Here is a 22,404-nt window from a genome sequence, read left to right as displayed (position 1 = left end):
GCGTGGACTCCGACCTCAGGCGAACTTGTTCTTCACCTGGTAGTACAGGCCGACGGCCGGCAGGAACCACGGCGGGCCGAAGTGCCCGGGGATGGCCGGCCAGGGGTTATTTCGCCAGGGGTTTGCCCCGAGGTCGCCCGCGAGCACGCGGGCCATGCACTCGCCCATATGCACCGACATCTGCGTGCCGTGGCCGCTGTAGCCCATCGAATAGAACAGGCCGTCCTTCTCGCCGGCATGCGGCAGGCGGTCTTGCGTCATGTCGACGATGCCGCCCCAGCAGTAGTCGATGCGCACGTCGCGCAGCTGCGGGAACATCGCCACCAATTGCTCGCGCAGCACGTGGCCGCTCTTGGCGTCCGAGCGCGGGCTCGACAAGGCGAAGCGCGCGCGCCCGCCGAACACCAGCCGGTTGTCGGGCGTGGTGCGGAAGTAGTTGTGCAGCGTGTCCGTCGTGGTGTAGGTGCGGCGCTTCGGCAGCAGCGACGTCAGGGCATTGGCGTCGAGCGGCTCGGTCACGATGATGAAGCTGCCGATCGGCACGATCCGGCGCCGCCAGAACGAGAAGCTCGAATAAGCACCCAGGCGCGTCGCGCCCGTAGCCAGCAGCACCTGGCTTGCGTCGATGGAACCGCGTTCGGTGTGCACGCGGTGCGCATGGCCGTTCAGTCGCTGCAGCCGCTGAACCTGCGTGTGGTCGTAGATCTGCGCGCCGCGCTTTGCCGCCGCTTCCGCGAGCCCATGGCCGAACTGGCCCATGTGCATCTGCGCGCTCTTCTTGAACAGCAGCCCGCCCGCGAAACGGTCGCAGCCGACTTCATTCATGATGCGCTCCGGCGCCACCAGCTCGACCTGCGCGTCGGCTTCCCGGCGCAGCCGCTCGAAGCCCATCACCAAAGCGTCGTAGTGCGCGGGCTTGGAGGCGAGCTTGAGCTTGCCGCCGCGACGGAAATCGCATTGGATCGCCTCGTCGCGCACGATGCGCTCCACGGTGTCGACGGCGTTGTCGTACGCGCGGTACCAGGCCGCCGCGCGCTCGGTGCCCACGCGCGCCGCGACCGTGGCGTAGTCCACCGCCAGGCCATTGTTCACGTGGCCGCCATTGCGCCCGGACGCTTCGGCAGCGACCGATCCCGCATCCACCACCACGACGCTCGCGCCGCGCAGCGCCAGCGCGCGGGCGGCCGACAGGCCGGTGAAGCCGCCACCGACCACCACCACGTCGGCCTTGGCGGGCAACGCGTCTTTGCGGCCTTCGAAGGCGGGGGTGGTGTCCGTCCAGAACGATTCGAGCTTCATGGGGTCACGCGCTGCCGTAGATGATCCAGATCTTGCGCGTGGTCTCGATGCAGCGCCACTTGCCCACGTAGTCTGGCTTCATCACGAAGTTGTCGCCGGCCTGGATGCGGATGGGCTCTTTGCCGTCTTCGATCAGCTCCGACACGCCGGAGAGGATGTGGCAATACTCCCAGACGCCGCCCTTGATGGAGCGGATCGTGCCGGGCGTCACTTCCCACACACCGGTGCGCAACTTGCCGTCAGCCGTCTGTTCCACGTCCCAGTTCAAGAAGCGCGGATCGCCCTCGATCAACCGTTCCGGCAGGGGTGCGCCTTCGCGGCCCGGGCCGAGGTTGTCCAGCTTGAAGAATGTGAGGTTGCTCATTTCAAAGCCCCACCAGCGCCGGCAAGCCGTTGATGTCGCGGATCTCCACGTGCGAGTAGAACGCGTTCGGCGTCGGCTCGTGCCCGCGATTGACGAACACCTTGTTCTTGATGCCCATGTCGTGCGCCGACATCAGGTCGTAGCGCGGGCTGGAGGAAACATGAAGGATGTCGTCGGGCGAGCAGCCCAGCTGATCGAACATGTATTCGAAGGCCTGCAGGCGCGGCTTGTAGGCGCCGGCGTCCTGCGCCGTGTAGACCTTGTGGAAGGGCGCCTCCAGCTTGCGGACGTTGGAGTCGATCTGCTCGTTCATCGCGTTGGAAAGGATCACCAGCGGGATCTTGTTGCCCACGCGCGTGAGCGAAAACGGCACGTCGGTGTGCGGGCCCCAGGTGGGCACGGCGTCGTAGAACTTCTGCCCGTCTTCGTCGCGGTACGCGACGCCGTGGCGCTTGCAGACGCGCGCCCAGGCGGACTTGAGCACCTGGTCGTAAGGCTTCCAGTCGCCCATCACTTCGTCCATGCGCAAGGCGCTGAAGTCCTGGATGAACTGCTGCATGCGCTCGGGCGGCAACTGCTCGCCCACAATGGCGTACGCCACTTCGTGCATGCGAAAGTAGATGAGGGTTCCGTAGCAATCGAAGCTGATGTACTTGGGTTTGAAGATCATGGTGGTCTCGCGGGTGGATAGAGTGGCAAGTGAACCAATGCTAGGCAAGCGGCACCGCAGATGTTGCGGTTCTGCGGCGCGGGTGCGCAGCATTTTCCGGATGTGAGGGGCCGCGCTGGCGCTTTGTGCCGTTCTGCACCGGGGCAGCGTCCACGCCAAATTCGTACAAGCCGCCGTCCCACCGGGCCGCGCATCATCACGAGCAATGTGTCAAACAATGAAGTATTGAAGGGATAACGCCATGTCCGAACACGTGCTCATTCCTCAGGCCGCGCTTGCCGCGGTGGGCCGCGCACTGCCCGACGGCGTGACGCTTCGCCGGCTGAGGGAAGACGACCTGGAGGCGGCACAGGCGCTGTCGCGCGAGTTCCAGTGGCCTCACCGCGTGGAAGACTGGCGCTTCAGCTTCGCGCATGGCCTGGGCGTGGCGGCACTGCGCGATGGCCAACTGGTGGGCACCGCGCTGCACTGGCCCTTTGGCAAGCAGCACGCATCGGTGGGCCATGTGATGGTGTCGCCTCGGATGCAGGGGCAGCGCATCGGCCAGCACCTCATGCACGCGGTGATGGCGGGCATCGAAGATCGCACGGTGCTGCTGCACGCCACCGCCGAAGGTCGCGGTTTGTATGAACGGATGGGCTTCGACATCGTGGGCGAGGTGCGGCAGCACCAGGGCCTGGCCGCGCCAGCGCAACTGGTGGCACTGGCCCCCGGCGACCGGCTGCGCCCGTTGGGACGCAACGACGCCAAGACACTCGTCGCCCTGGATGCCCGTGCCGCGGGTATGCCGCGCGAAGCCGCGTTGCATCAGCTGCTGGCCGAAGGCGAGACGGTGGTGCTCGCACGCGGCGGCGAAGCCGTGGGTTTCTCCATCGTGCGGCGCTTTGGGCGCGGCCATCTGATCGGTCCCGTCGTGGCGCCCGATCTCACCAGCGCGCAGGCGCTGGTCGGCCACTGGTGCAGCCGCTATGCCGGCAAGTTCGTGCGCATCGACGTGGACGCCTCCAGCGGCTTGCCCGAATGGCTCGAAGCGCAGGGTCTGCCCCGGGTGGACACGGTCACGACCATGGTGCGCAACGGCCCGCTGGAGCGCGGCCCCGCCGTTGACGGCTGGGCGCTCCTCAGCCAATCCATGGGCTGACGATGACTTTTCTCTACAAAGGCCCCGCGCAGCGGGGCGCCATCTGGGCCGAACAATTCGCGCGCAAGATGCCGCAGTTGCCCTTTTGCTTCTGGCCCGATGTCGGCGATGCCGCGCAGGTGCGCTTCCTCGCTGCCTGGGAGCCGCCGGCGCGGCTCGAGGAAACTTTTCCCAACCTGGAGATCCTGTTTTCGGTGGGCGCGGGCGTGGACCAGTTCGACCTCTCCGCGCTCCCGCCTGGGCTGCAGGTCGTGCGCATGGTGGAGCCCGGCCTCACGGCCTGCATGTGCGAATATGTGAGCTGGGCGGTGCTGTCGCTGCATCGCGGCATCCCGCAATACCGCGAGCAGCAGCAACGCGGCGAGTGGAAGGAACATCCCGTGCGCCCGGCGTCCTCGCGCCGCGTGGGCGTGATGGGAATGGGCACTCTCGGGCGGGCGGCGCTCGCGCAACTACGCCAGCTCGGCTTCGACTGCGCCGGCTGGAGCCGCTCGCGCCGCAACGATCCGGGCATTCGCACCTTTGCGGGCGAGGCGGAGCTGGGTGACTTTCTGGCCCGAACCGACATCCTGGTGTGCCTGCTGCCGTTGACGCCCGAAACGCGGGGCATCCTCGACCGGCGCATTTTCGACGCCCTACCGCCGGGCGCCTCGCTGGTCAACGCGGCACGCGGCGGCCACCTGGTGCAGCCCGACCTGCTGGCGGCCCTGGAGCGTGGCCAGCTTTCGGCCGCCATCCTCGACGTGTGTGAACCCGAGCCGCTGCCGCAGGGCCACCCGTTCTGGAACCATCCGCGCATCTGGCTCACGCCGCACGTCGCCAGCGCCACCCAGGCGGAGACGGCCGCGGAGGCACTGCTCGACAATCTGCGCCGCCATGACGCGGGCTTGCCGCTCGAAGGCGTGGTGGATCGCTCGCAGGGCTATTGAAGCTGCGACAGCGTCAATCGACCCGATAGCTTGACTCTGGCTTGGATGTTGCATAAAAGAGGAACAGATGAATACCTCCACCGGCAACCCCAAACTCGACCGTCTCGACCTGCGGATCCTGTGCCACCTGCAGAAGAACGGCCGGGCCACCAACGTCGAGATCGCCGACGCTGTGGGCCTTTCCCCCAGCCCATGCCTGGTTCGCGTGAAGCGCCTGGAACAGGCGGGCTACATCGCCGGCTACGGCGCGCAGATCCGGCTCGAAAAACTCGGCGACACGCTGCTGGTGTTCACCGAGGTCACGCTGCAGGACCACAAGCGCGATGACTTCGTCAAGTTCGAGACCAGCATCCGGCCGATCGACGAGATCGTGGAGTGCCACCTGGTTTCCGGCGGCTACGACTACCTCCTGAAGTTCATCACGCGCGGCGTGAACCACTACCAGGAGATCATCGAAGGGCTGCTGGAAGCGAACATCGGCATCGAGAAGTACTTCAGCTACATCGTCATCAAGACGCCGTTCATCAAGAACTACTACCCGATCGAGCGGCTGATCCAGCCACCGCACGCGTAGAGCCCAGGCCGGCAAGCCCGGCATGACATGCCCGCGCGGCATTCCGATTCGACATTTGCTGCTGCCTTGCTGCATGCATGCGGTGCCATGTTCGGCGCGAGCGGCCTACGCTTGCAGCATGAGCCCTCCGCCCCGCACCCCTGCATCCGCCCGCTCCGCCGCCGCGATCCAAGGCGTGCTGCACCACATCGGCGAGAACCTGAACCAGCCGCTCACGCTGTCGGAGCTCGCCGCGTTGACGGGCCTGAGCATGTGGCGCTTCGCGACGGTGTTCCGCCAGCAGGTGGGGGTGGCGCCGCACCGTTACATCTGCCGGCTGCGCCTCGAGCGCGCGCAAGCCCTGATGCGCGATGGCATGCCGGCGGCCACCGCGGCCAGCGAAGCGGGCTTCTATGACCAGAGCCACCTCTCGCGCCATTTCAAGAACGTGTTCGGCATGACGCCCGGGCAGTACATGGTGACGGCCACGCGCCAGCCGCAAGCCGCATGCTGAGCGCCGCGCGATCGCAGGAGATCGCGGACCTGATCCCCGACCTGGTCGCGCTGCGGCGCGATCTGCATGCCCACCCGGAACTCGCCTTTGAGGAACACCGCACCGCCGAAATCGTCGCCGCCGCCCTGCACGAGCTGGGCCTGGAAGTGCACGAGGGCATCGGCAGCACCGGTGTGGTGGGCGTCCTGCGTTCGGGCAACGGAGGCCGCAGCGTCGGACTGCGTGCCGACATGGACGCGCTGCCCATCGTCGAGCAAGGCGTGCGGCCCCACATCAGCCGCTACCCCGGCGTGCACCACGGTTGCGGGCACGACGGGCACACGGCCATGCTGCTCGGCGCGGCACGTCACCTGGCACGCACGCGGGACTTCGATGGAACGGTGAACTTCATTTTCCAACCGGCCGAGGAAGGCCGCGGCGGCGCGCGCGCCATGGTGCAGGACGGCCTCTTCGAGCGCTTTCCTTGCGATGCGGTCTACGCGCTGCACAACTGGCCGGAGCTGCCCGCCGGCACGGCCCAGACACGCCCAGGCGCGATCATGGCGGCGGCAGACCGCTTCGACATCGTCGTTCGCGGAAGGGGCGGCCACGCGGCGCAGCCCCATCGCACCCCTGATGCAGTGCTGGCCGCCAGCGAGCTGGTCACGCAGTTGCACACCATCACCTCGCGCCGCATCCCCCCGACGGAAAACGCGGTGCTGTCGGTCACGCGCATCAGCGGCGGGCAGTCGCACAACGTTTTGCCTTCCGCGGTCGAGCTCACGGGCACCGTGCGCAGTTTCGATGCGGGGGTGCAGGACACGATCGAGGCGGCGCTGCGGCAGGTGGCGCAAGGCGTGGCGCATGCCACCGGCACGGAGATCGAAGTGGAGTACGTCCGCTACTACCCGGCCACGCTGAACACGCCAGACGAGGCTGCTCTTGCATTGCGCGCGGCGCAGAGCGTGGGCCTGGAGGCTGGCGTGGCGCCCGCCCCTGCGTTCACGTCCGAGGATTTCGCCTTCATGCTCCAAGCCAGGCCCGGCGCCTATCTCTGGTTGGGCCAGGGCCGCCGTCGTGGCGAGCCCGCCGCGCCGTCACTGCATCACCCGAGCTACGACTTCAACGACGACGTGCTGCCGCTGGGCGTGGCATGGTTCGTCGAAATGGCCCATCTCGCCACGTCGGGCTGATCTTCTCGCGTCCGGCGCGGCGGATGGGCATCGCCTATCGGGGCCATTGAAGCGTTTGCGTTGTGGTTCGGCCGGCCGGCCCCTAGACTGGCGTTGCTATCAATAGCAAGCAATCAATAGGAGCCATCTATGTCCGAGTCCAAGTGCCCGTTTCACAGCCCCACCCCTTCGCCGAAGGCCGCGCACCCGGGCAATCGCGGCTGGTGGCCAGAGCAGTTGAACCTGTCCGTGCTGCACCAGCATTCCTCGTCGTCCAATCCGATGGACCCGGCATTCGACTATGCCGAGGCGTTCAAGGGGCTGGACCTGGCCGCCGTTATCCGTGACCTGAACGCGCTGATGACCGACTCGCAGCCCTGGTGGCCGGCGGACTACGGCCACTACGGGCCCCTCTTCATTCGCATGGCCTGGCACTCCGCTGGCACGTATCGCACGTTGGACGGGCGCGGTGGCGCGGGCAGCGGCACGCAGCGCTTCGCGCCCCTCAACAGCTGGCCCGACAACGGCAACCTCGACAAGGCGCGCCGGCTGTTGTGGCCGATCAAGCAGAAGTACGGCCGGCAGATTTCATGGGCCGACCTGATGATCCTCGCCGGCAACGTGGCACTGGAATCCATGGGCTTCAAGACATTCGGCTTCGCCGGCGGCCGCGCCGATGTTTGGGAGCCGGGCGAAGACATCTTCTGGGGCCCGGAAGGCAAGTGGCTCGCCGATGAGCGCTACAGCGGCGAGCGCGAACTGGCCAACCCATTGGCCGCGGTGCAGATGGGCCTGATCTACGTGAACCCCGAGGGCCCGAACGGCAAAGCGGACCCGTTGGCCTCGGCACGCGACATCCGCGACACTTTCGCCCGCATGGCGATGGACGACGAGGAGACGGTGGCATTGATCGCCGGCGGCCACACCTTCGGCAAGGCGCACGGCGCGGGCGACCCCGGCCTGGTCGGGCGCGAGCCGGAGGGCGCTGACATCGAGGATCAGGGGTTCGGTTGGAAGAACGGCTTCGGCGGCGGCCACGGCGTGCACACCACCACCAGCGGCCTTGAAGGTGCGTGGACGCCGAACCCGATCCGCTGGGACCATGGGTACTTCGAAACGTTGTTCGCCTACGAGTGGGAGCTGACGCACAGCCCCGCGGGCGCGCAGCAATGGACGCCCAAGGGCGGCGCTGGGGCAGGCACGGTGCCCGACGCGCATGACCCCGCGACGCGTCACGCGCCCATGATGTCCACCGCCGACCTGGCGCTGCGCGCGGACGCTGCATACGAGAAGATCTCGCGCCGCTTCCTCGAAGACCCGCAAGCCTTCGCCGACGCTTTCGCCCGCGCCTGGTTCAAGCTGACCCACCGCGACATGGGACCGCGTGCGCGCTACCTGGGCCCGCTGGTGCCGCAGGAAGAATTGATCTGGCAGGACCCGATCCCCGCGGTCGATCACGCGTTGGTCGACGCGCAGGACATCGCGGCGCTGAAGGAACGCATCCTTGCGAGCGGTCTTTCGGTGGCGAGCCTTGTCAGCACCGCCTGGGCGTCGGCCGCCACCTTCCGCGGCGGCGACAAGCGCGGCGGCGCGAACGGCGCGCGCATTCGCCTGGCGCCGCAGAAAGACTGGGAGGTGAACCAGCCATCGCAGTTGGCCGAGGTGCTCGTCGTGTTGGAGAAAGTGCAACAGGACTTCAATGCTGCGCGGACGGGTGGCAAGAAAGTGTCCCTGGCCGACCTGATCGTGCTGGGCGGCAGCGCCGCGGTGGAAGCTGCGGCGAAGAAGGCCGGCCAGGACGTGACCGTGCCCTTCACCGCGGGACGAATGGATGCCGCGCAGGAGCAGACGGACGTCGCCTCGTTCGACGTACTCGAACCGCTGACCGACGGCTTTCGCAACTACGCGCGCAAAGGCATGGCGGGCAGCGCGGCCGAACTGCTGATCGACAGGGCCCAACTGCTCACGCTGAGCGCGCCGGAGACGACAGTGCTCGTCGGCGGGCTGCGCGTGCTGGGGGCCAACTTCGACGGGTCGCAGCACGGCGTGTTCACCCAGCGCCCGGGCACGCTGACGAACGACTTCTTCGTCAACCTGCTCGACATGGGCACACAGTGGCGCAAAGCGCCGCAGATCGACGGCGTGCTCGAGGGAGTCGACCGGGCCACGGGCGAGTTGCGTTGGACGGCCACGGTGGCGGATCTCGTCTTCGGCTCGAACTCGCAACTGCGGGCTCTGGCCGAGGTTTACGCCGGCCGCGACGCACAGGAGCACTTCGTTCGTGACTTCATCGCTGCGTGGGTGAAGGTGATGGAGCTGGACCGCTTCGATCTTGCGTAAGGCTTGGCAGTCAGGCCGCTGAAACAGGGACGGCAGCCCCACCACCGGCCCGGTCCGGCGGCGCCGACACGATCGACGTCAACGCGGGTTCGACCGCCCGCAGCTCGCCCAGCACCGGACGCGGCCGGCGCAGTTCATCGGAGCCGGCAAAGGCCTGTTCGAGCGCCGCTGCCGTGCCGAGCAAGCGATGGTCCGCGCGGAAATGGCCGACGACTTGCAGGCCGAACGGCATCCCCGCATGGTCGACCCCGCAAGGCAGGCTCAATGCGGGCAGCGTGGCCAGGGTCACGATGTAGGTCAGCGCGAGCCAGCGGTAGTAGTTGGCCTGCGGCTCGCCGGCGATCGTGTCCGCATGCAACGTCGTCCACGGAAAAGGCGTCACGGGCGTGGTGGGCGAGAGGATCACGTCGTAGCTCGACATCGCGGCGTTGAAGCGGGCGAGGATGCGGGTCTGCTCGGCCTGCGCCCAGGCGCTGTCGAGCAGGCTCATCGCGGCGCCGATCTCGTAGTTGGCGCGGGTGTTGGGTCCCAGGCTGCCAGGGTCGCGCGCATAGGCGTCGCGCGTGGCCGCAACGAACGCTTCCGCGCGCAGCACGTCGAAGCAGCGGTGCACGTCGCCGAGATCGAAGCGCACCTCTTCGCAACTGCGAAACAGGTGCTTCATCGCGCTGATCTTGCGGCGGAACGCCTGCCGGATGCCGGGGTCGACGTCGCAGGCGCCGAAGTCTTCGGTCCATCCGACGCGCAAGGCCCCGAGGTCCACTTCCGGCGGCTGCAGGAAGCCGGCGGGATCCAGCGGATAGCTGAGCGGGTCCCCCACGGAAACCCCGGCCGAGGCCGCCAGTTGCAGGCAGGTGTCGGCGACCGTGCGGCCCATGGGGCCGACCACGGAGATCGGCGTCCAGCCGAGCAGCTTGCGCGAACTCGGCACGATTCCGGGCGACGGCCGAAAGCCCACCACGCCGCACAACGCGGCGGGGATGCGCAGCGAGCCGCCGGTATCGGAGCCGGTGCACACGGGCAGCATGTCGCACGCCAATGCCGCCGCCGAACCGCCCGATGACCCACCCGCGTTGAGCCGCGGGTTGAACGGATTGCCGGTAGCGCCCCAGACGTCGTTGCGCGTGTTCGCGCCCGCACCCAGCTCGGGCACGTTGGTCTTCCCGACCACGATCGCGCCGGCGGCGCGCAGCCGCGCGACGAGTACGTTGTCGGCGGCCGGCACATGGTCACGGTACAAGTGGGAACCCAATGTAGTCAGTAAACCTTGAGTCGCCTCCAGGTCCTTGACGCCGATGGGCAGCCCGTGCAGCAGGCCCAGCGGACGGCCCTTCAGCACCGCACGCTCGGCGGCCTTGGCCTCACTACGCGCACGCTCGAAGCAGGTGGCAGTGATGGCATTGACGAACGGGTTCACCGCCTCGATGCGCGCGATGCAGGCTTCGAGCAGTTCCACGGGGGAGATCTGCAGGTCCTCGATCATGCGCCGCAGTTCGACTGCGGAAGTGGTCACCAACGCATCGCCGACTATGCTCATGTTCATTCAGCTCGGATGTTGGCGCGCAACGCGATCGCACGCATGCGCGGGAGCTCGTCTTCAATGCGCGCCGCGACGGCCGCGGCCGGCTCATAGGCGGGCTCGAGCCCACTTGCGATGAGCTTGTCGCGGACTTCGGCGTCCTTCATCGTGTCGGCCAGTGCCTTTTGCAGCCTGGCCCTCACATCCGCCGCGAGGCCCTTCGGCGCGGCAATGGCCAGCCAGGAGTCGGCCGAGAAGCCGGGAAAGCCGCTCTCCGCCACGGTCGGCACATTGGGCAACTGGGTCGCGCGGCGCGCACCGGTGGCGGCGATGGCCTTTACCTTCCCCGCGTTCAGATGCGGCAACGCTGCCGCGACGGTGTCGACCGTGAAAGGGATCTGGCCGGCGAGCAGGTCGTTCATTGCCGGCGCGCTGCCCTTGTAGGCAACGTGCGTCAGCTTGATGCCGGCCGCGCCCCACAGCAATTCACCGGTGAAGTGCGCCGTGGTGCCGTTGCCGAACGATCCGAAGACGTACTTGTCCGGCGTGCGCTGCACTGCCGCGACCAACTGCTTCAAGTCATTGACCGGAACACCGGGATGGGCCAGGACCAGCAGAGGCACCCGCGCCACCTGGCCGATCGGCTCGAAGCTCTTGATCGGGTCGTAGGGCAGCTTGGCGTTGAGCGCCGGATTGACGGTGAAGGTGGAGCCGGAACTGATGAGAAGCGTGTAGCCATCAGCCGGCGCCTTGGCAACGAACGCGGCGCCAATGATGGTGCCGGCACCGGCGCGATTCTCGATCACCACCGGCTGGCCCAGACGCTCGCCCAGCTTCTTGCCCACCAGCCGGCCGACGATGTCGGTGGCGCCGCCTGGAGGGAAGGGAATGACCAGCTGGATCGGCTTGGCCGGATAGGCTTGCGCATGGGCGCTGGCCCAGGGCGCCAGCAAGGCCAGCGCCATGGCCATCATCGCGCCGCTCGAGAGCGTTGATTTCATCATCGTGCCTTCTCCTTTTCGATGCGGCGCCGGGCCGCGTTGTCCAGGGCCCGCCAGGCCCTAGCCGTTGCGGAAAATGAAGCTGTAGGCGTTGAGCGCCGGTACACCGCCGAGGTGGGCGTACAGCACGCGCGAGCCGGCGGGGAATTCGCCTTTGCGGACCATGTCGATCATTCCGTGCGCGGACTTCCCCTCGTACACCGGGTCGGTCAGCATGGCTTCTTGCCGCGCGCACAGCCGGATGGCTTCCAGCGTGCCTTCGTTCGGCAGGCCGTATTCCGGGCCGCCGTAGCGTTCGTCCAGCACGATGTCGTTGTCGGTGATCGGGCGGCCCAGTTCGACCAGTTCGGCGGTGTTCTGGGCGATGCGCAGGATCTGCGCCCGCGTCTGGGCCGGCTTGGCCGACGCATCGATGCCGATCACGCGATCGGCCCGGCCGTCGGCCGCGAAGCCCACGACCATGCCGGCTTGCGTGCTGCCGGTCACGGAGCACACGACGATGTAGTCGAACTTGAAGCCGAGTTCGGCCTCTTGCTGCCGCACTTCCTCGGCGAAGGCAACGAAGCCCAGGCCGCCCAGCGGGTGCTCCGAACATCCCGCCGGGATGGGGTACGGCTTGCCCCCGGCACGGCGCACGTCTTCCATCGCCTGCTCCCAGCTGGGCCGGATGCCGATGTCGAAGCCGGCCGCATCCAGCCGCACGTCCGCGCCCATGATGCGCGACATCTCGATGTTGCCCACGCGGTCATACACCGCGTCGGAGTAGTTGACCCAGTTCTCCTGCACCAGCACGCACTTCAGGCCCAGGTGCGCGGCCACCGCGGCCACCTGCCGCGTCTGGTTGGACTGGATGCCGCCGATCGACACCAGCGTGTCGTAACCGCCTTTCAGCGCTTCGGGGATGAGGTACTCCAGCTTGCGCGTCTTGTTGCCGCCGAAGGCCAGGGCGCTGTTGCAGTCTTCCCGCTTGGCATAGAGCTCCACCTTGCCGCCCAGGTGGGCGCTAAGCCGTTTCAAGGGCTGGATGGGCGTGGGGCCGAAGGTGAGCGGGTGGCGAGGAAACTTGTCGAGGTTCATGGCAGTCGTGTGGTCGGTTGGAGAGATCCAGGAATCCCAGCTGGCGAAGATGGAAGGCATGCCGGCGAGTTGCTTGAGGTAGTGAATGAAATGCTATCTGGGCAGCCGCGCAACAGGGTTGCAATGTGATCGGTTCTCTGCGATTAATATTGAGACGCTGACCTCGATAACTTCCAGGAGTTGTGCCATGGCGACCCAATCCAGAATAAAAGTGCGTCCACCGAAGGAGGCCGCCGCCGCGCCTTCGCAGCTGGATCGCGTCGACCGCACGATCCTGCGATTGCTCCAGCGCGACGCATCGGTTTCCAACGTGGCCCTGGCGGCCAAGGTGCATCTCAGCCCGGCCGCCTGCCTGCGCCGCGTGGAGCGGCTCAAGTCGCTGGGCTTCGTGCAGCGCATCGTCGCCCTGCTGAACCCCGCGCCGCTGAACCTGGGGATGATGGTGGTGATCGGCGTGGTGCTCGACCGCTCCACGCCGCAGTCCTTCGCCGACTTCGAGAAGGCTGTGCAGAAGGTGCCCGGCTGCCTGGAATGCGTCGTGGTGACGGGCGAGTTCGATTACTTCGTGACGGTCCGCACGCAGGACAACGAGTCATTCAATCGCCTGCATGCGGCGGAACTGCTCTTTCTTCCTGGGGTGCGGCAGATCCGCACCTTCGTCGTCTTGAAGCAGGTGCTTTCGACGACCGAACTGCCGATCGCTTAGGTCACAGATCGCGTTCATTCACCAGCAGCGATAGCAACCACAGCTTCGCGCGCAACCACAGGCCGTTGTCCGGTTCATCGGTGGTCGCGCGAACCTGGCCTTGCTCGTCGGTGTGCGTCCACTCGATTGTCTTCTGGTCGGGCAACAGGCGCAGTTTGTACACGCTGGAGAAACGGTCGCTGGCCATCCTGGCGGTCAACTCGCCTGCCAGCGCCGGGCTGTCGATCACGACGCTTAGCTCGGTGTTGCCCACCGCCGAGCGGACGTCGAGATTTGCGGAGCCGACAAGCAGGCGTTGGCCATCGACAATCGCCGCCTTGGCATGCAACCTCGGAATCGAGCGGCCAAAGTCGCCGAAGCGGCGGGATTGACGGGCCTGCGTCGGGCTGACTTCATACAGCTCCATGCCGATGCGCAACATTTCCACGCGATGGATCGAGTAGCCGTTGTGTACCACCGGCTCGTCGGTGGAACCCAACGAGTTGGTGATCAGCACGACGTGGATGCCGTTCTCGCGCGCAGTGCGCAGCAGCGGCATGCCGACCATCGCGTTCGGCACGAAATACGGCGACACGAGCACCACCTCTTCCCGGGCGGCGGAAAAGGCGTCCAGCAACCCGCGTACGGCCTGCGTCGGCTCCAGGATCAGCTCACGGCTTTCCGCTTTTTCGGGCGGGTCGGCATGCACCTGCGCCGTGGCATAGGCCATCACCAAGCGCCCCTCCTGCAGCTGGTTTTCGATCGTCGCATGGCCCATTGGGTCCGCCGGGATTTCGGGTGGGTCGATCTGCGCATCGGCCACCGCACTATCGAACCTCTGCCGAGCGCTCGCCGCGTCGGCGGGTTTGCCCATGACCGCCTGCACCGGCCATGCCAGTTCGCTGTTCCAGTAGCGGTCGAACCCGTCCGACAGATCGGCCACCACGCGGCCGGTGGAGAGAACGTCCAGGTCGATGAAGTTCGCCTCGTGGTTCCTCATGAAGTATTCGTCGGCCACGTTGCGGCCGCCGTAGATGGCAACGGCGTTGTCGGCCACGAACAGCTTGTTGTGCATCCGTCGGTTGTGCCGCTGGAATTCGCCCTTCGACAATAGAAGGCGGAACAACGCCGTGCCGCGGCGCAGCGGCATCGGGTTGAAGAGGCGGACTTCGACGTTGGGATGCGCGGCAAGCCCGGCCAGCAGGTCGTCCACGTCGGCGGCGTGCAAGTCGTCCACCAGCAGGCGCACCCGCACGCCACGCTGCGCGGCGTCGCGGAGTTCACGCAGCAACGCGTGGCCCGCTTCGTCGCGGCCGATGTAGTAGCACTGGAGGTCCAACGAGCGCTCGGCCCGGCGCGCCAAAGCCACGCGCGCGTCGAAGGCGAACTCGCCCAAAGGCAGCAACTGGAATCCGGACGGCGCGGCCTCGATGGGCCGGCTCGATTCGGCGACCCGCGCCAAAGGGGTGTCGGCGGTATGGGCGATGGCCCGTGACACGGGCACATCGCCGCGCGGGGGCAAGGAGCCGCAGGCCGCGACCAGTGTCGCGAGGGCCAGCAGCAGAAAGCGCCATGGAAGCGGCATGGCGACCCTCATCGGCCTCGCTCTTCCCAAGCCTTCGAGCCCCGCACGCTTTTTCAGGCTTTACTTTTCGCCGGAAGTGGTCTGGCCGGCCTTGACGGCCTTGACCGTCTCCGCTTTCACATCGCTGCGCTTGGCCGTCGGGCCCGCAGACTTGGCCTTTCCGTCGGCCGGATTTGCTTCGCCGCCGCTGTTGACTTCGCCCTTCGCCTTCGCCGCCTTGGTTTCGGCCTTGCGGTCGGCACGTGTCTTGGTGGACTTCAAGGCCGGTTGCTGGTTGGGCGTCTCGCTTGCGGGGATGGCTCCAGCCTTGACGGCAGCCTTCGTTTCGGCCTTGACCTGCTCGCGCGATTCAGTTTGCGCGTTGACAGAGGTGGCGCAGATCACCGCGAGTACGGCGGCGCCGAGCAGGGTGCGGGTTGCTTTCATGAGAGAAGTCCTTGGTGGTTGGAAGTAGAGGGTGAGCAATCAATGAAGAGGGAACAGCGCGGCTGCGCACGGCGCGGAGACAACTCCGCGAGCTTCCTTCTTGCAGCGGGAAGTTTCGCTTCCCATTCGCGCAACCGCACCATGCGTTCGCTGTGGGTTGCTCCCTGTCTTTGGATAGGGCAGTTGGCCCATCCTCAGTCCAGTTTGATGAGTCCGCGCTTCAGGCCGAGGGCAACGGCTTCGGTCCGCGAAGCGCACTGCAGCTTGGTGAGAATGTTGTTGACGTGAAACTTCACCGTGCCTTCCGTGATACCCGCCATGCGGCCGACGCCCTTGTTGCTCAGCCCATCGGCCATGAACTTGAGGATGGCCAGCTCGCGCTCCGACAGCTGGATGAAGTTCAAGTGATCGGCCAGCTTCGCACCAACGCCTTGGGCCAGATACCGTTGCCCGTCCATCGTCAGGAGGGTGGCCTTGATGACCTCTTCATCCGTCGCATCCTTCAAAAGGTAGCTCTTGGCACCGGCGCGCAGGGCCCGGTAGATGTCGTCATCACCGTCGGCAGCGGTCATGATGATGACCTTGGCTTTCGCGTCGAACGCGCGGATGGCCTCGATGGCCTGGATGCCGTCCATCTCCGGCATGGACAGATCGATGATGACGACATCCGGGCGGCTGCTCTTGTAACGCTCGACGGCCTCTAGCCCGTTCGTGGCTTCGCCGGCCACTTCCAGTCGTGCATCGGAATTGAGCATCTCCACCAAGCCCTTGCGCACCACCGGATGGTCATCGGCGACCAGGACTCTTATCTTTTTCGGGGCCATGGGTTTCAAGTGCCTGTGATCAGGCTCAAGCGCAAGCCAGACGGATTAGGACCTGAGTACCGGATCCGGGGGCGCTCACCAGCTGGAAGAACCCGTCGATCGCGTCCATTCTGTGGCGCATGTTCGCAAGGCCAACGCCGGTTGCCCCGCCACGAACGTCGAAGCCACACCCGTTGTCCTGGATGAGGATGCTCACCTCGCCAGGCGCCGATGAAACTTCGAGGTTCAACCGTGTGGCGGACGAATGCTTCGCGACGTTGTTGAATGCTTCCTGGACCACGCGGAACAAGTTGCTTTCCCGTTCGGGCGGAAGCGCCGGCCATGTTCCTGTCGAGGAAAGCAGGAACTCGATCTGCTGCGGAATGACTTTCCGGGCGACTTCTTGAACCGCGTCGAGGAACGTCATGTTGCTGAGTTGGTGAGGCCCGAGCGCCTTCATCGTGCGACGTGCCTCGGCGAGGCCGTCCTTTGCCAGTTCGATGGCGCTGGCAACCGCCGGGCAGTCGGTATGCGCCAAGGCACCGTGCAAGTGCCGGTTGATCCCGATGAGTGTCTGGGCGATTCCGTCGTGGATCTCGCGGGCGATCCTTGCGCGCTCTTTCAACACGGCCGCGGCTTCACGTTCGGTCGACAGGAAGTCGAGCCGCAGCGCCAGGGTGGCCTGGTGGGCCAGCGCCTGAACCCACGCAATCTCGGCAACAGACGGTTGCCCGGTTTGCGCCAACAGCGCTGAGATGCCGCCGAGATGGTCGTCTCCGATCAAGAGCGGCAGGTGAAGCATCGTGGCGTGAACGGCCGGAAGCTCGCCGGGATCAAGCCGCTCGACGACCGCCAGCATCGCGTCCATTGTGTCGGGCGCCAGCAGGTCGTCAGCGCTGCCGGGGCCGCACGCCTCCGACCAGGCCAGCCTCGGCACCGCAGTGCCCGACTTGCCGTCCATGAGCCACATCAAGATGTGCGGCGCATCGAGTCGACTCCCGATGTCGCAGAGCACACGGCCAAGGAATCCGTCCAGGTCCGACTCGTTCGCCAGCAGGTCGAGCGAGCGTTTGAGTGCGGCGTTGGCGTGCGCAAGACCGAACTCTCGGTCTTGAACCGCGCTGTCAGGCGTTGACATCGATGGCTATCGGGCCGCGGCGTCGAGCCGAAGGTCTTTGCGAATCCCGGCGTCCATCAGGCCGACTGGGGCGTAAGTGCGAAGCAGCCGCAGGCGGCCTGCAAGCACACCGGCCGTGTAGCGAAGTTTCGGGCTTGCCGCACGGGCGGCCTTCAGCACGACCTCGGCGACAACGCCGGGCGCGTCCGCGGTGGCCATTACTTCCTTGACCCTCTGGTTCACGGCGACCCGGGCGTCGCGATAGGCGTCGAGTTTGGTGTCGGGCTCGAGGAAGTTCGCGTCGAACGGCGTCTTGGTATACGCCGGTTCGACCACGCTCACGCGGATGCCCCTGGTGCGCAACTCGTGGTCGAGCGATTCGGAATAGCCTTCGACCGCATGTTTGGTGGCGGCGTACAGCGCGCCGTACGGCATGGGCAGGAAGCCGAGCACCGAGCTCATGTTGATGATGCGGCCACTGCCCTGCTGTCGCATATGAGGCAAGACAGCGCGCGTCATGCGGATCAGGCCGAAGAAGTTGGTGTCAAAAATGGCTTGCGCCTGTTCGATCGAGCTTTCCTCCGCTCCGCCCGGCGCGACGCCGAAACCGGCGTTGTTCACGAGCAGATCGATGCGGCCTTCGCTGCGCACCACTTCCTTGACGAGCGCTTCGACCGATGTGTCGCTGGTCACGTCCAGGGGCAGCATCTCGAAGGGTTGTCCGCTCGATTGCGTTCCCCGCCGGCTGGTGCCGTAAACCTTGTAGCCGGCCACGGCAAGGCGATGCGCGGTGGCTTCGCCGATGCCCGACGAGGCGCCCGTAACGATGGCGACAGTACTCTTGGATTTCATGGGAATCTCCTGTTTCAATTTTTGACCTGAATGACGACCTTGCCTTTGGCGCGGCCGCCTTCGACATAGGCAAGGGCTTCGTTGGTCGACTCGAAGGGAAACACGCGATCGATCACCGGGCTGATGGCGCCGGCATCGATGAGGCGAGTGATCTCGCGCAGTTGGGTGCCGCTCGCCTTCATGAAGAGGAAGGAGTAGGCGACGCCCCGGCTTTCTGCCTTGCGTCTCGCGCCCGCGCTCAGCAAACGCGAGACCAGTTTCACCAGCCATGACGCCCCGATCGCCTTGGCGAACGCGGGATCGGGCGGCCCGGAGATGGAGACCAGCTTGCCCCCGGCCTTGAGCACGCGCAAGGATTTTTCGAGCGTCTTGGCGTCCTGGCTGTGCAGAACGACGTCGTAGTCTTTGAGGACCTCCTCGAAGTCCTGCGTCTTGTAGTCGATGACGACATCGGCGCCCAGGCTCTTCACCATCGCGACATTGCTCGTGCCCGTTGTCGTGGCAACGGTTGCGCCCAGGTGCTTGGCCAGCTGAATGGCGAACGTACCCACGCCGCCCGAGCCCGCCTGGATGAAGACCTTCTGCCCCTTCTTCACTTTGGCGATCTCGACCAGCGCTTGCCACGCGGTCAGCGCCACCAGGGGAACGGAAGCGGCTTGTTCCATCGTGAGGGCCTTGGGCTTGTGCGCCAGTGATGCCTCCTTCACGGGGACGAGCTCGGCGAACGTTCCGATCCGAAAGTCGTCGGGCCGCGCGTAGACCTCATCGCCGACCTTGAACTGCCGCACGCGCGAGCCGATCTTGACGACCTCCCCGGCCACGTCGTGGCCGAGGATGAGCGGCAATTGATAAGGCAGGATGAGCTTGAACTCACCGTTGCGGATCTTGGCGTCCAGCAGGTTCACGCCGGCGGCATGCACCTGGACCAGCACCTCATCGTCGCGAAGTTCCGGCGCCGGCATCGTTGCCAGGCGCAACTCGCGCTTTTTGCCGTAGCGTTCCAGGACAAATGCCCTCATGGTTTTTCCTTGTTGATTGGCGTTTTGCATGATGATCGTCATATATTGGGGCGAGCGAAAAAGGCGAATGGTCCTGGTGATTCAGGCAGGCACCAGGTGCTTCAGCGTGGCTTCGCGCAGACTGTTCGACAGCGCGGGTTCGTCGACGGCGCGGGCCAGCAGCAGCGTGCCCACCATGGCCGCGACGGTGAAGAGTGCGCGTTCGTGGGCGCCGGCCTGCCCCCAGTCGGGCGACTGGCGGGCGACCAGATCGACCATCGCCTTGACGTAGCGGGTCGTTGCGCGCCGCACTGCCGGTGCCTGGCGCGGCGTTTCGGAGCCCAGCGCCGGCAGGGGGCAGCCCGACTCGACGTTGGCGAGGCTCTGCGGCGAGAGATAGGCGTGAACCATCGCTGCCAACGCCTTTTCGGCGGGCACCGTTGCGACGAAATTGGCCACCGTGGCGGCCACGTCGGTGCAGGCCCGGTCCGCCGCTTCGGCCAGCATGGCCTCGCGGGACGGGAAGTGGGCGTAGAACGCGCCATGGGTGAGGCCTGCCTCTTTCATGATGTCGGCAACGCCCGTGCCGTCGTAGCCGCTACGCCGGATCGCCCGCGCCGCGACCGACACGATGCGTTCGTGCGAGGCTTCCTTGGCAGCTGTTCGGGCGCTGTGTTTTTCGTTTCGCATGACACGCATCATACATGATTTCGGAAAACATGCCGGGTTTTTCTTCGCAGCGAACCGAGCGCCATAATTGAATGATGACGATTGAAGCTCATTCGCAGATAGCCGATTTCTACAAGTGGCGGCCTGCTTACGCACCGAGTTTCTTCGCCACCGCCGCGCAGAAGCTGGGGCTGACCGCGGATTCTTGCCTCTTGGATCTGTGCTGCGGGCGCGGCGAATTGGCCTCGGGCTTTTCACGGTTCTGCGGGGGCGTGTACGCGGTCGATGGCTCCCAGCGGATGTTGGACAACAGCATTGCCATGCCGGGCATCACCTATCTGCTGCACGACGTCAACAACGAAGACATTTCTCTGGCGAAACCTGTTGACCACATCGTGATCGGTTCCGCTATCCACTGGGTCGAGCCGCAAAGCCTGGAAAGACTCGTGAAGCGCAACCTGAAGCCGCAGGGCAAGGTTTTGGTCACGCACACCCTGATGACAATCCAGAATCAGCCCTGGTACCGGGGGCTCGCCAACTTGAACGCCACCTATGGCAAGGTTGGGGCCAGCAGGAGCGTAAAGGAGCTCGGAGGCGCCGATCGTTTAGCGGCCTGCGGCTTCAGCAATGTGGATGGATTGCGGCTTGGTGGGCCGGCCACTTTTGATGTCGAGTACTTGTACCGGAGTCAGCTGTCGTACCTGTACGGCGGCTTTTACGACCGGGTCTCCGCCGACTTGGAGGGCTATCGCAAACGGCTCGCAGACACGGTTTCGGCGCACTGCAATGCCGACGGCAAGCTTTCAGGAACGCTCGTCAACTGGGGAATTGTGTACGGGCGGGTAGCTTGAAGGGCTAACGCAAGGGCGTACCGCCCAGGCGCAGGCGGCAGGTTTCGGCCACTGCAAGGGCGTTGACGAGGCATGCCATCAGATACAGACGCCACCAGGAGCGATCCCCGCCTGCCTTGATTGCGAGGATCTTGGCCACATAACGCCTGGGGTAGAACGCATCCATCAACGTACGGCAGGCCCCGGGGGCGAGGCTGAGATGGAACTCCCTCTGCAGAGTGAGCATTCCGCCTTGCACGCGAAGCGCCTTTTGAACGATCGCCCGCCACCGGGTCCGGGTGGGATGGCAAACAACCGCCTCGGCACAGTAAACGATGGGATGACCGGACCGCGAAGCGCGCAAACACCATTCCCAGTCCCCCGCGGACCGCAAGGATGCAGCAAAGGGACCGACGCTGTCGAACGTGGCCTTCGAGACGATCAGGTTGGCGGTGGCCGCGAAGCCGCTCTTCTCCACGTACGATTCTTGGTTGAGCCCGAAGGCCGTATCGTATTTTTCGGCCAGGGAGCGCGGGTCCGTGGTCACGAGCTGGATGTGGCCGCCCAGCGGATTCTGCCGAGCCGCGTGATGCAGGCCGGCTTCCAGCCACCGTTCGTCGGGCGCGCAGTCGGCATCGGTGAACGCCAGCCAGCGTCCACGGGCGAGCTGGGCACCACGATTGCGCGCGGCGTAGGAGCCGGGGCGCTCCTCGTCGACGACGGCGATGTTCGGATGCGAGTGGCGGCCATCGAGCGTGAGCTTGCGATCAGGCCGGTTGTTGACGACGATGACTTCGAACGCTTCCCTGTCCAGCGTCTGCCGCCCCAGCGACTGCAGGCAGCGCTCCAGTGCGGCACGCTCGCCGTAGTAGGGAATGACCACGGAGACCGTGATCACGAACGGGGGCCCAGAACCAGAGGCTCCCTCGCGAAGTTCCTGTGCACGGTGCCACAGCCAAATTTGTCGGGCGCGCAGACCACGTGGCCGCATGCCTTTTTCTCGAGCCAGATTTCGTAGTTGTCCTTGCAGCTTCCGAAAGCCCGCCCCGTGTTGCGGCCGGTCACCTTGTTGCTGAAGTAGCGCGTGCGAAGCTCATCGCCATGATCGATGCATGACAGGTACTCGTCGTCGATGAGGCGTCCCGCGAGGCCGAGCGCCATCATTCGTTCGGACAGGTTGCTGTCTTCGTATCCCCAGTTGCTGAAGTGCTCGTCGAACCCGCCCAGCGCCCAGAAGAGCTCGCGCGGCACGACATTGCGACCTTCGACGCCGCGCACGTTCGTCGCGATGATCCGGTCGTTCACGATGGTCCCGCCGGAAAGAAAGTCGAGGGTCTGCAACTGCCGGCGCACATAGGCGGCAAAGCCCGGCCCGGTGAAGTTGTCCGCGTCCAGGTTGCACAGAATCGCGCCGCGCGCCAGCCGAAAGGCCTGGTTCTTGGCGTGGCTGGCCCGGAACACGGCAGGCTCGGGATTGAAGAAGTGGACGACCCGGCCGCTCTCGAGGTCCGGGCCGTACTTGTCCTTGATCCACTCTTGCAGCTCGTCGCCGGAGTTGTAGTTGACGATGACGAACTCGACGTCCGGGTCGCCCTCATGCCAGGCCAGGTTGCGCGCCAGCGTCTCGCGAAGATGGATCAGGCGGTCCTTGCAGGTGATGCAAAAGGAGACCAGGGGCCGCGCCTCCTGCCGGCAGCGGTACTGCGGAATGCGGACCTGCTCTAGCATCGCAGCTTCCACGCGTCGCTTCGGGCAGGCAATGGGCGTTTCATAGGATATGGATGAGTTCGCTAGCCTGTGAAATGTAACGCCGTTACCGGGCACGGTTCAACAGTAGATTGACGCAGTGTTTTCGTCCAGGCCGGGGCATCGCCATCCTTC

General features: G+C 65.8%; 23 protein-coding genes. 8 read left to right on the top strand and 15 right to left on the bottom strand.

All coding sequences use genetic code 11. The features are described from left to right. Positions 1-15: 15 nt before the first annotated feature. Genes EEB15_RS00470 through EEB15_RS00460 form a run of 3 tightly spaced genes read right to left on the bottom strand, consistent with a single transcriptional unit; the run spans position 16 to position 2,333 of the window. Complete coding sequence (locus EEB15_RS00470) at positions 16-1,299, bottom strand: FAD-binding oxidoreductase (RefSeq protein ID WP_141507565.1); 1,284 nt, start codon at positions 1,297-1,299, stop codon at positions 16-18. A gap of 4 nt (positions 1,300-1,303) precedes the next feature. Continuing rightward, on the bottom strand, positions 1,304-1,663 hold the full coding sequence (locus tag EEB15_RS00465) for a cupin domain-containing protein (protein WP_141507564.1): 360 nt from the start codon (positions 1,661-1,663) through the stop codon (positions 1,304-1,306). 1 nt (position 1,664) lies between these two features. Beyond that, positions 1,665-2,333, bottom strand: a complete 669-nt coding sequence (locus EEB15_RS00460; protein ID WP_141507563.1) for a haloacid dehalogenase type II — start codon at positions 2,331-2,333, stop codon at positions 1,665-1,667. A gap of 241 nt (positions 2,334-2,574) precedes the next feature. Between EEB15_RS00460 and EEB15_RS00455 the strand changes: the two genes are divergently transcribed. The 6 genes from EEB15_RS00455 to katG all read left to right on the top strand — a co-directional run bounded on the left by EEB15_RS00455 (position 2,575) and on the right by katG (position 8,961). Continuing rightward, on the top strand, positions 2,575-3,474 hold the full coding sequence (locus tag EEB15_RS00455) for a GNAT family N-acetyltransferase (protein ID WP_141507562.1): 900 nt from the start codon (positions 2,575-2,577) through the stop codon (positions 3,472-3,474). 2 nt (positions 3,475-3,476) lie between these two features. Further along, positions 3,477-4,403 (top strand): glyoxylate/hydroxypyruvate reductase A, encoded by a 927-nt coding sequence (locus tag EEB15_RS00450; protein ID WP_141507561.1) that lies wholly within the window; start codon positions 3,477-3,479, stop codon positions 4,401-4,403. A 67-nt stretch (positions 4,404-4,470) separates the two neighbouring features. After that, the gene (locus tag EEB15_RS00445; RefSeq protein WP_141507560.1) at positions 4,471-4,977 is read left to right on the top strand and encodes an Lrp/AsnC family transcriptional regulator; all 507 of its coding nucleotides are present in this window, start codon (positions 4,471-4,473) and stop codon (positions 4,975-4,977) included. A gap of 118 nt (positions 4,978-5,095) precedes the next feature. Further along, positions 5,096-5,470, top strand: coding sequence for a helix-turn-helix domain-containing protein (locus EEB15_RS00440; protein WP_141507559.1), 375 nt, complete (start codon positions 5,096-5,098; stop codon positions 5,468-5,470). Then, on the top strand, positions 5,464-6,642 hold the full coding sequence (locus EEB15_RS00435; RefSeq protein ID WP_141507558.1) for a M20 aminoacylase family protein: 1,179 nt from the start codon (positions 5,464-5,466) through the stop codon (positions 6,640-6,642). Before EEB15_RS00440 ends, EEB15_RS00435 begins: the two co-directional genes overlap by 7 nt. A 129-nt stretch (positions 6,643-6,771) precedes the next feature. Beyond that, entirely contained in the window at positions 6,772-8,961 is a 2,190-nt protein-coding gene (gene katG / locus EEB15_RS00430) for a catalase/peroxidase HPI (protein WP_141507557.1), read from the top strand. A gap of 10 nt (positions 8,962-8,971) precedes the next feature. Here the strand turns inward: katG and EEB15_RS00425 are convergent, their stop codons facing one another. Genes EEB15_RS00425 through EEB15_RS00415 form a run of 3 tightly spaced genes read right to left on the bottom strand, consistent with a single transcriptional unit; the run spans position 8,972 to position 12,558 of the window. After that, positions 8,972-10,504 (bottom strand): amidase, encoded by a 1,533-nt coding sequence (locus tag EEB15_RS00425; protein ID WP_370283252.1) that lies wholly within the window; start codon positions 10,502-10,504, stop codon positions 8,972-8,974. Continuing rightward, a complete protein-coding gene (locus EEB15_RS00420) occupies positions 10,501-11,484 on the bottom strand; it encodes a tripartite tricarboxylate transporter substrate binding protein (protein WP_141507555.1) in 984 nt (327 codons plus the stop codon). Before EEB15_RS00420 ends, EEB15_RS00425 begins: the two co-directional genes overlap by 4 nt. A 57-nt stretch (positions 11,485-11,541) precedes the next feature. After that, positions 11,542-12,558, bottom strand: coding sequence for a 1-aminocyclopropane-1-carboxylate deaminase (locus EEB15_RS00415; protein ID WP_141507554.1), 1,017 nt, complete (start codon positions 12,556-12,558; stop codon positions 11,542-11,544). A gap of 187 nt (positions 12,559-12,745) precedes the next feature. Between EEB15_RS00415 and EEB15_RS00410 the strand changes: the two genes are divergently transcribed. Continuing rightward, positions 12,746-13,264 (top strand): Lrp/AsnC family transcriptional regulator, encoded by a 519-nt coding sequence (locus EEB15_RS00410; protein ID WP_141507553.1) that lies wholly within the window; start codon positions 12,746-12,748, stop codon positions 13,262-13,264. 1 nt (position 13,265) lies between these two features. On the opposite strand, the gene EEB15_RS00405 is transcribed toward EEB15_RS00410, so the two are convergent. The 7 genes from EEB15_RS00405 to EEB15_RS00375 form a co-directional block, all read right to left on the bottom strand. Beyond that, complete coding sequence (locus EEB15_RS00405; protein WP_158289951.1) at positions 13,266-14,828, bottom strand: phospholipase D family protein; 1,563 nt, start codon at positions 14,826-14,828, stop codon at positions 13,266-13,268. 60 nt (positions 14,829-14,888) lie between these two features. Continuing rightward, the gene (locus EEB15_RS00400) at positions 14,889-15,254 is read right to left on the bottom strand and encodes a DUF4148 domain-containing protein (protein WP_141507551.1); all 366 of its coding nucleotides are present in this window, start codon (positions 15,252-15,254) and stop codon (positions 14,889-14,891) included. A 194-nt stretch (positions 15,255-15,448) separates the two neighbouring features. Further along, positions 15,449-16,078 (bottom strand): response regulator transcription factor, encoded by a 630-nt coding sequence (locus EEB15_RS00395; protein WP_141507550.1) that lies wholly within the window; start codon positions 16,076-16,078, stop codon positions 15,449-15,451. A gap of 25 nt (positions 16,079-16,103) precedes the next feature. Next, positions 16,104-17,018: a sensor histidine kinase gene (locus tag EEB15_RS00390; RefSeq protein ID WP_158289950.1), complete on the bottom strand. Its 915-nt coding sequence runs from the start codon at positions 17,016-17,018 to the stop codon at positions 16,104-16,106. Between the two features lie 183 nt (positions 17,019-17,201). Next, positions 17,202-18,026 carry an oxidoreductase gene (locus EEB15_RS00385; protein WP_141507548.1) on the bottom strand — a complete coding sequence of 275 codons (825 nt, stop codon included), beginning with the start codon at positions 18,024-18,026 and terminating at the stop codon, positions 17,202-17,204. 14 nt (positions 18,027-18,040) lie between these two features. Further along, a complete protein-coding gene (locus EEB15_RS00380) occupies positions 18,041-19,045 on the bottom strand; it encodes an NADP-dependent oxidoreductase (RefSeq protein WP_141507547.1) in 1,005 nt (334 codons plus the stop codon). Positions 19,046-19,126: 81 nt separating this feature from the next. Continuing rightward, positions 19,127-19,726 (bottom strand): TetR/AcrR family transcriptional regulator, encoded by a 600-nt coding sequence (locus EEB15_RS00375; RefSeq protein ID WP_141507546.1) that lies wholly within the window; start codon positions 19,724-19,726, stop codon positions 19,127-19,129. Between the two features lie 59 nt (positions 19,727-19,785). Between EEB15_RS00375 and EEB15_RS00370 the strand changes: the two genes are divergently transcribed. After that, positions 19,786-20,544 (top strand): class I SAM-dependent methyltransferase, encoded by a 759-nt coding sequence (locus tag EEB15_RS00370; protein WP_141507545.1) that lies wholly within the window; start codon positions 19,786-19,788, stop codon positions 20,542-20,544. A gap of 4 nt (positions 20,545-20,548) precedes the next feature. Here EEB15_RS00370 and EEB15_RS00365 read toward each other — a convergent pair whose 3' ends face one another. Both EEB15_RS00365 and EEB15_RS00360 read right to left on the bottom strand, forming a co-directional pair. Beyond that, positions 20,549-21,421 carry a glycosyltransferase family 2 protein gene (locus tag EEB15_RS00365; RefSeq protein WP_158289949.1) on the bottom strand — a complete coding sequence of 291 codons (873 nt, stop codon included), beginning with the start codon at positions 21,419-21,421 and terminating at the stop codon, positions 20,549-20,551. Further along, complete coding sequence (locus EEB15_RS00360) at positions 21,418-22,251, bottom strand: glycosyltransferase family 2 protein (protein WP_141507543.1); 834 nt, start codon at positions 22,249-22,251, stop codon at positions 21,418-21,420. Before EEB15_RS00360 ends, EEB15_RS00365 begins: the two co-directional genes overlap by 4 nt. Between the last annotated feature and the right edge of the window lie 153 nt (positions 22,252-22,404).

The sequence above is a fragment of the Ramlibacter sp. WS9 genome, from assembly GCF_003797765.1.
Taxonomy (GTDB): Bacteria; Pseudomonadota; Gammaproteobacteria; order Burkholderiales; family Burkholderiaceae_C; genus Ramlibacter.
The sequence above is the reverse complement of the archived record's forward strand: the minus strand, read 5'-3'. Positions and strand labels throughout refer to the sequence as shown.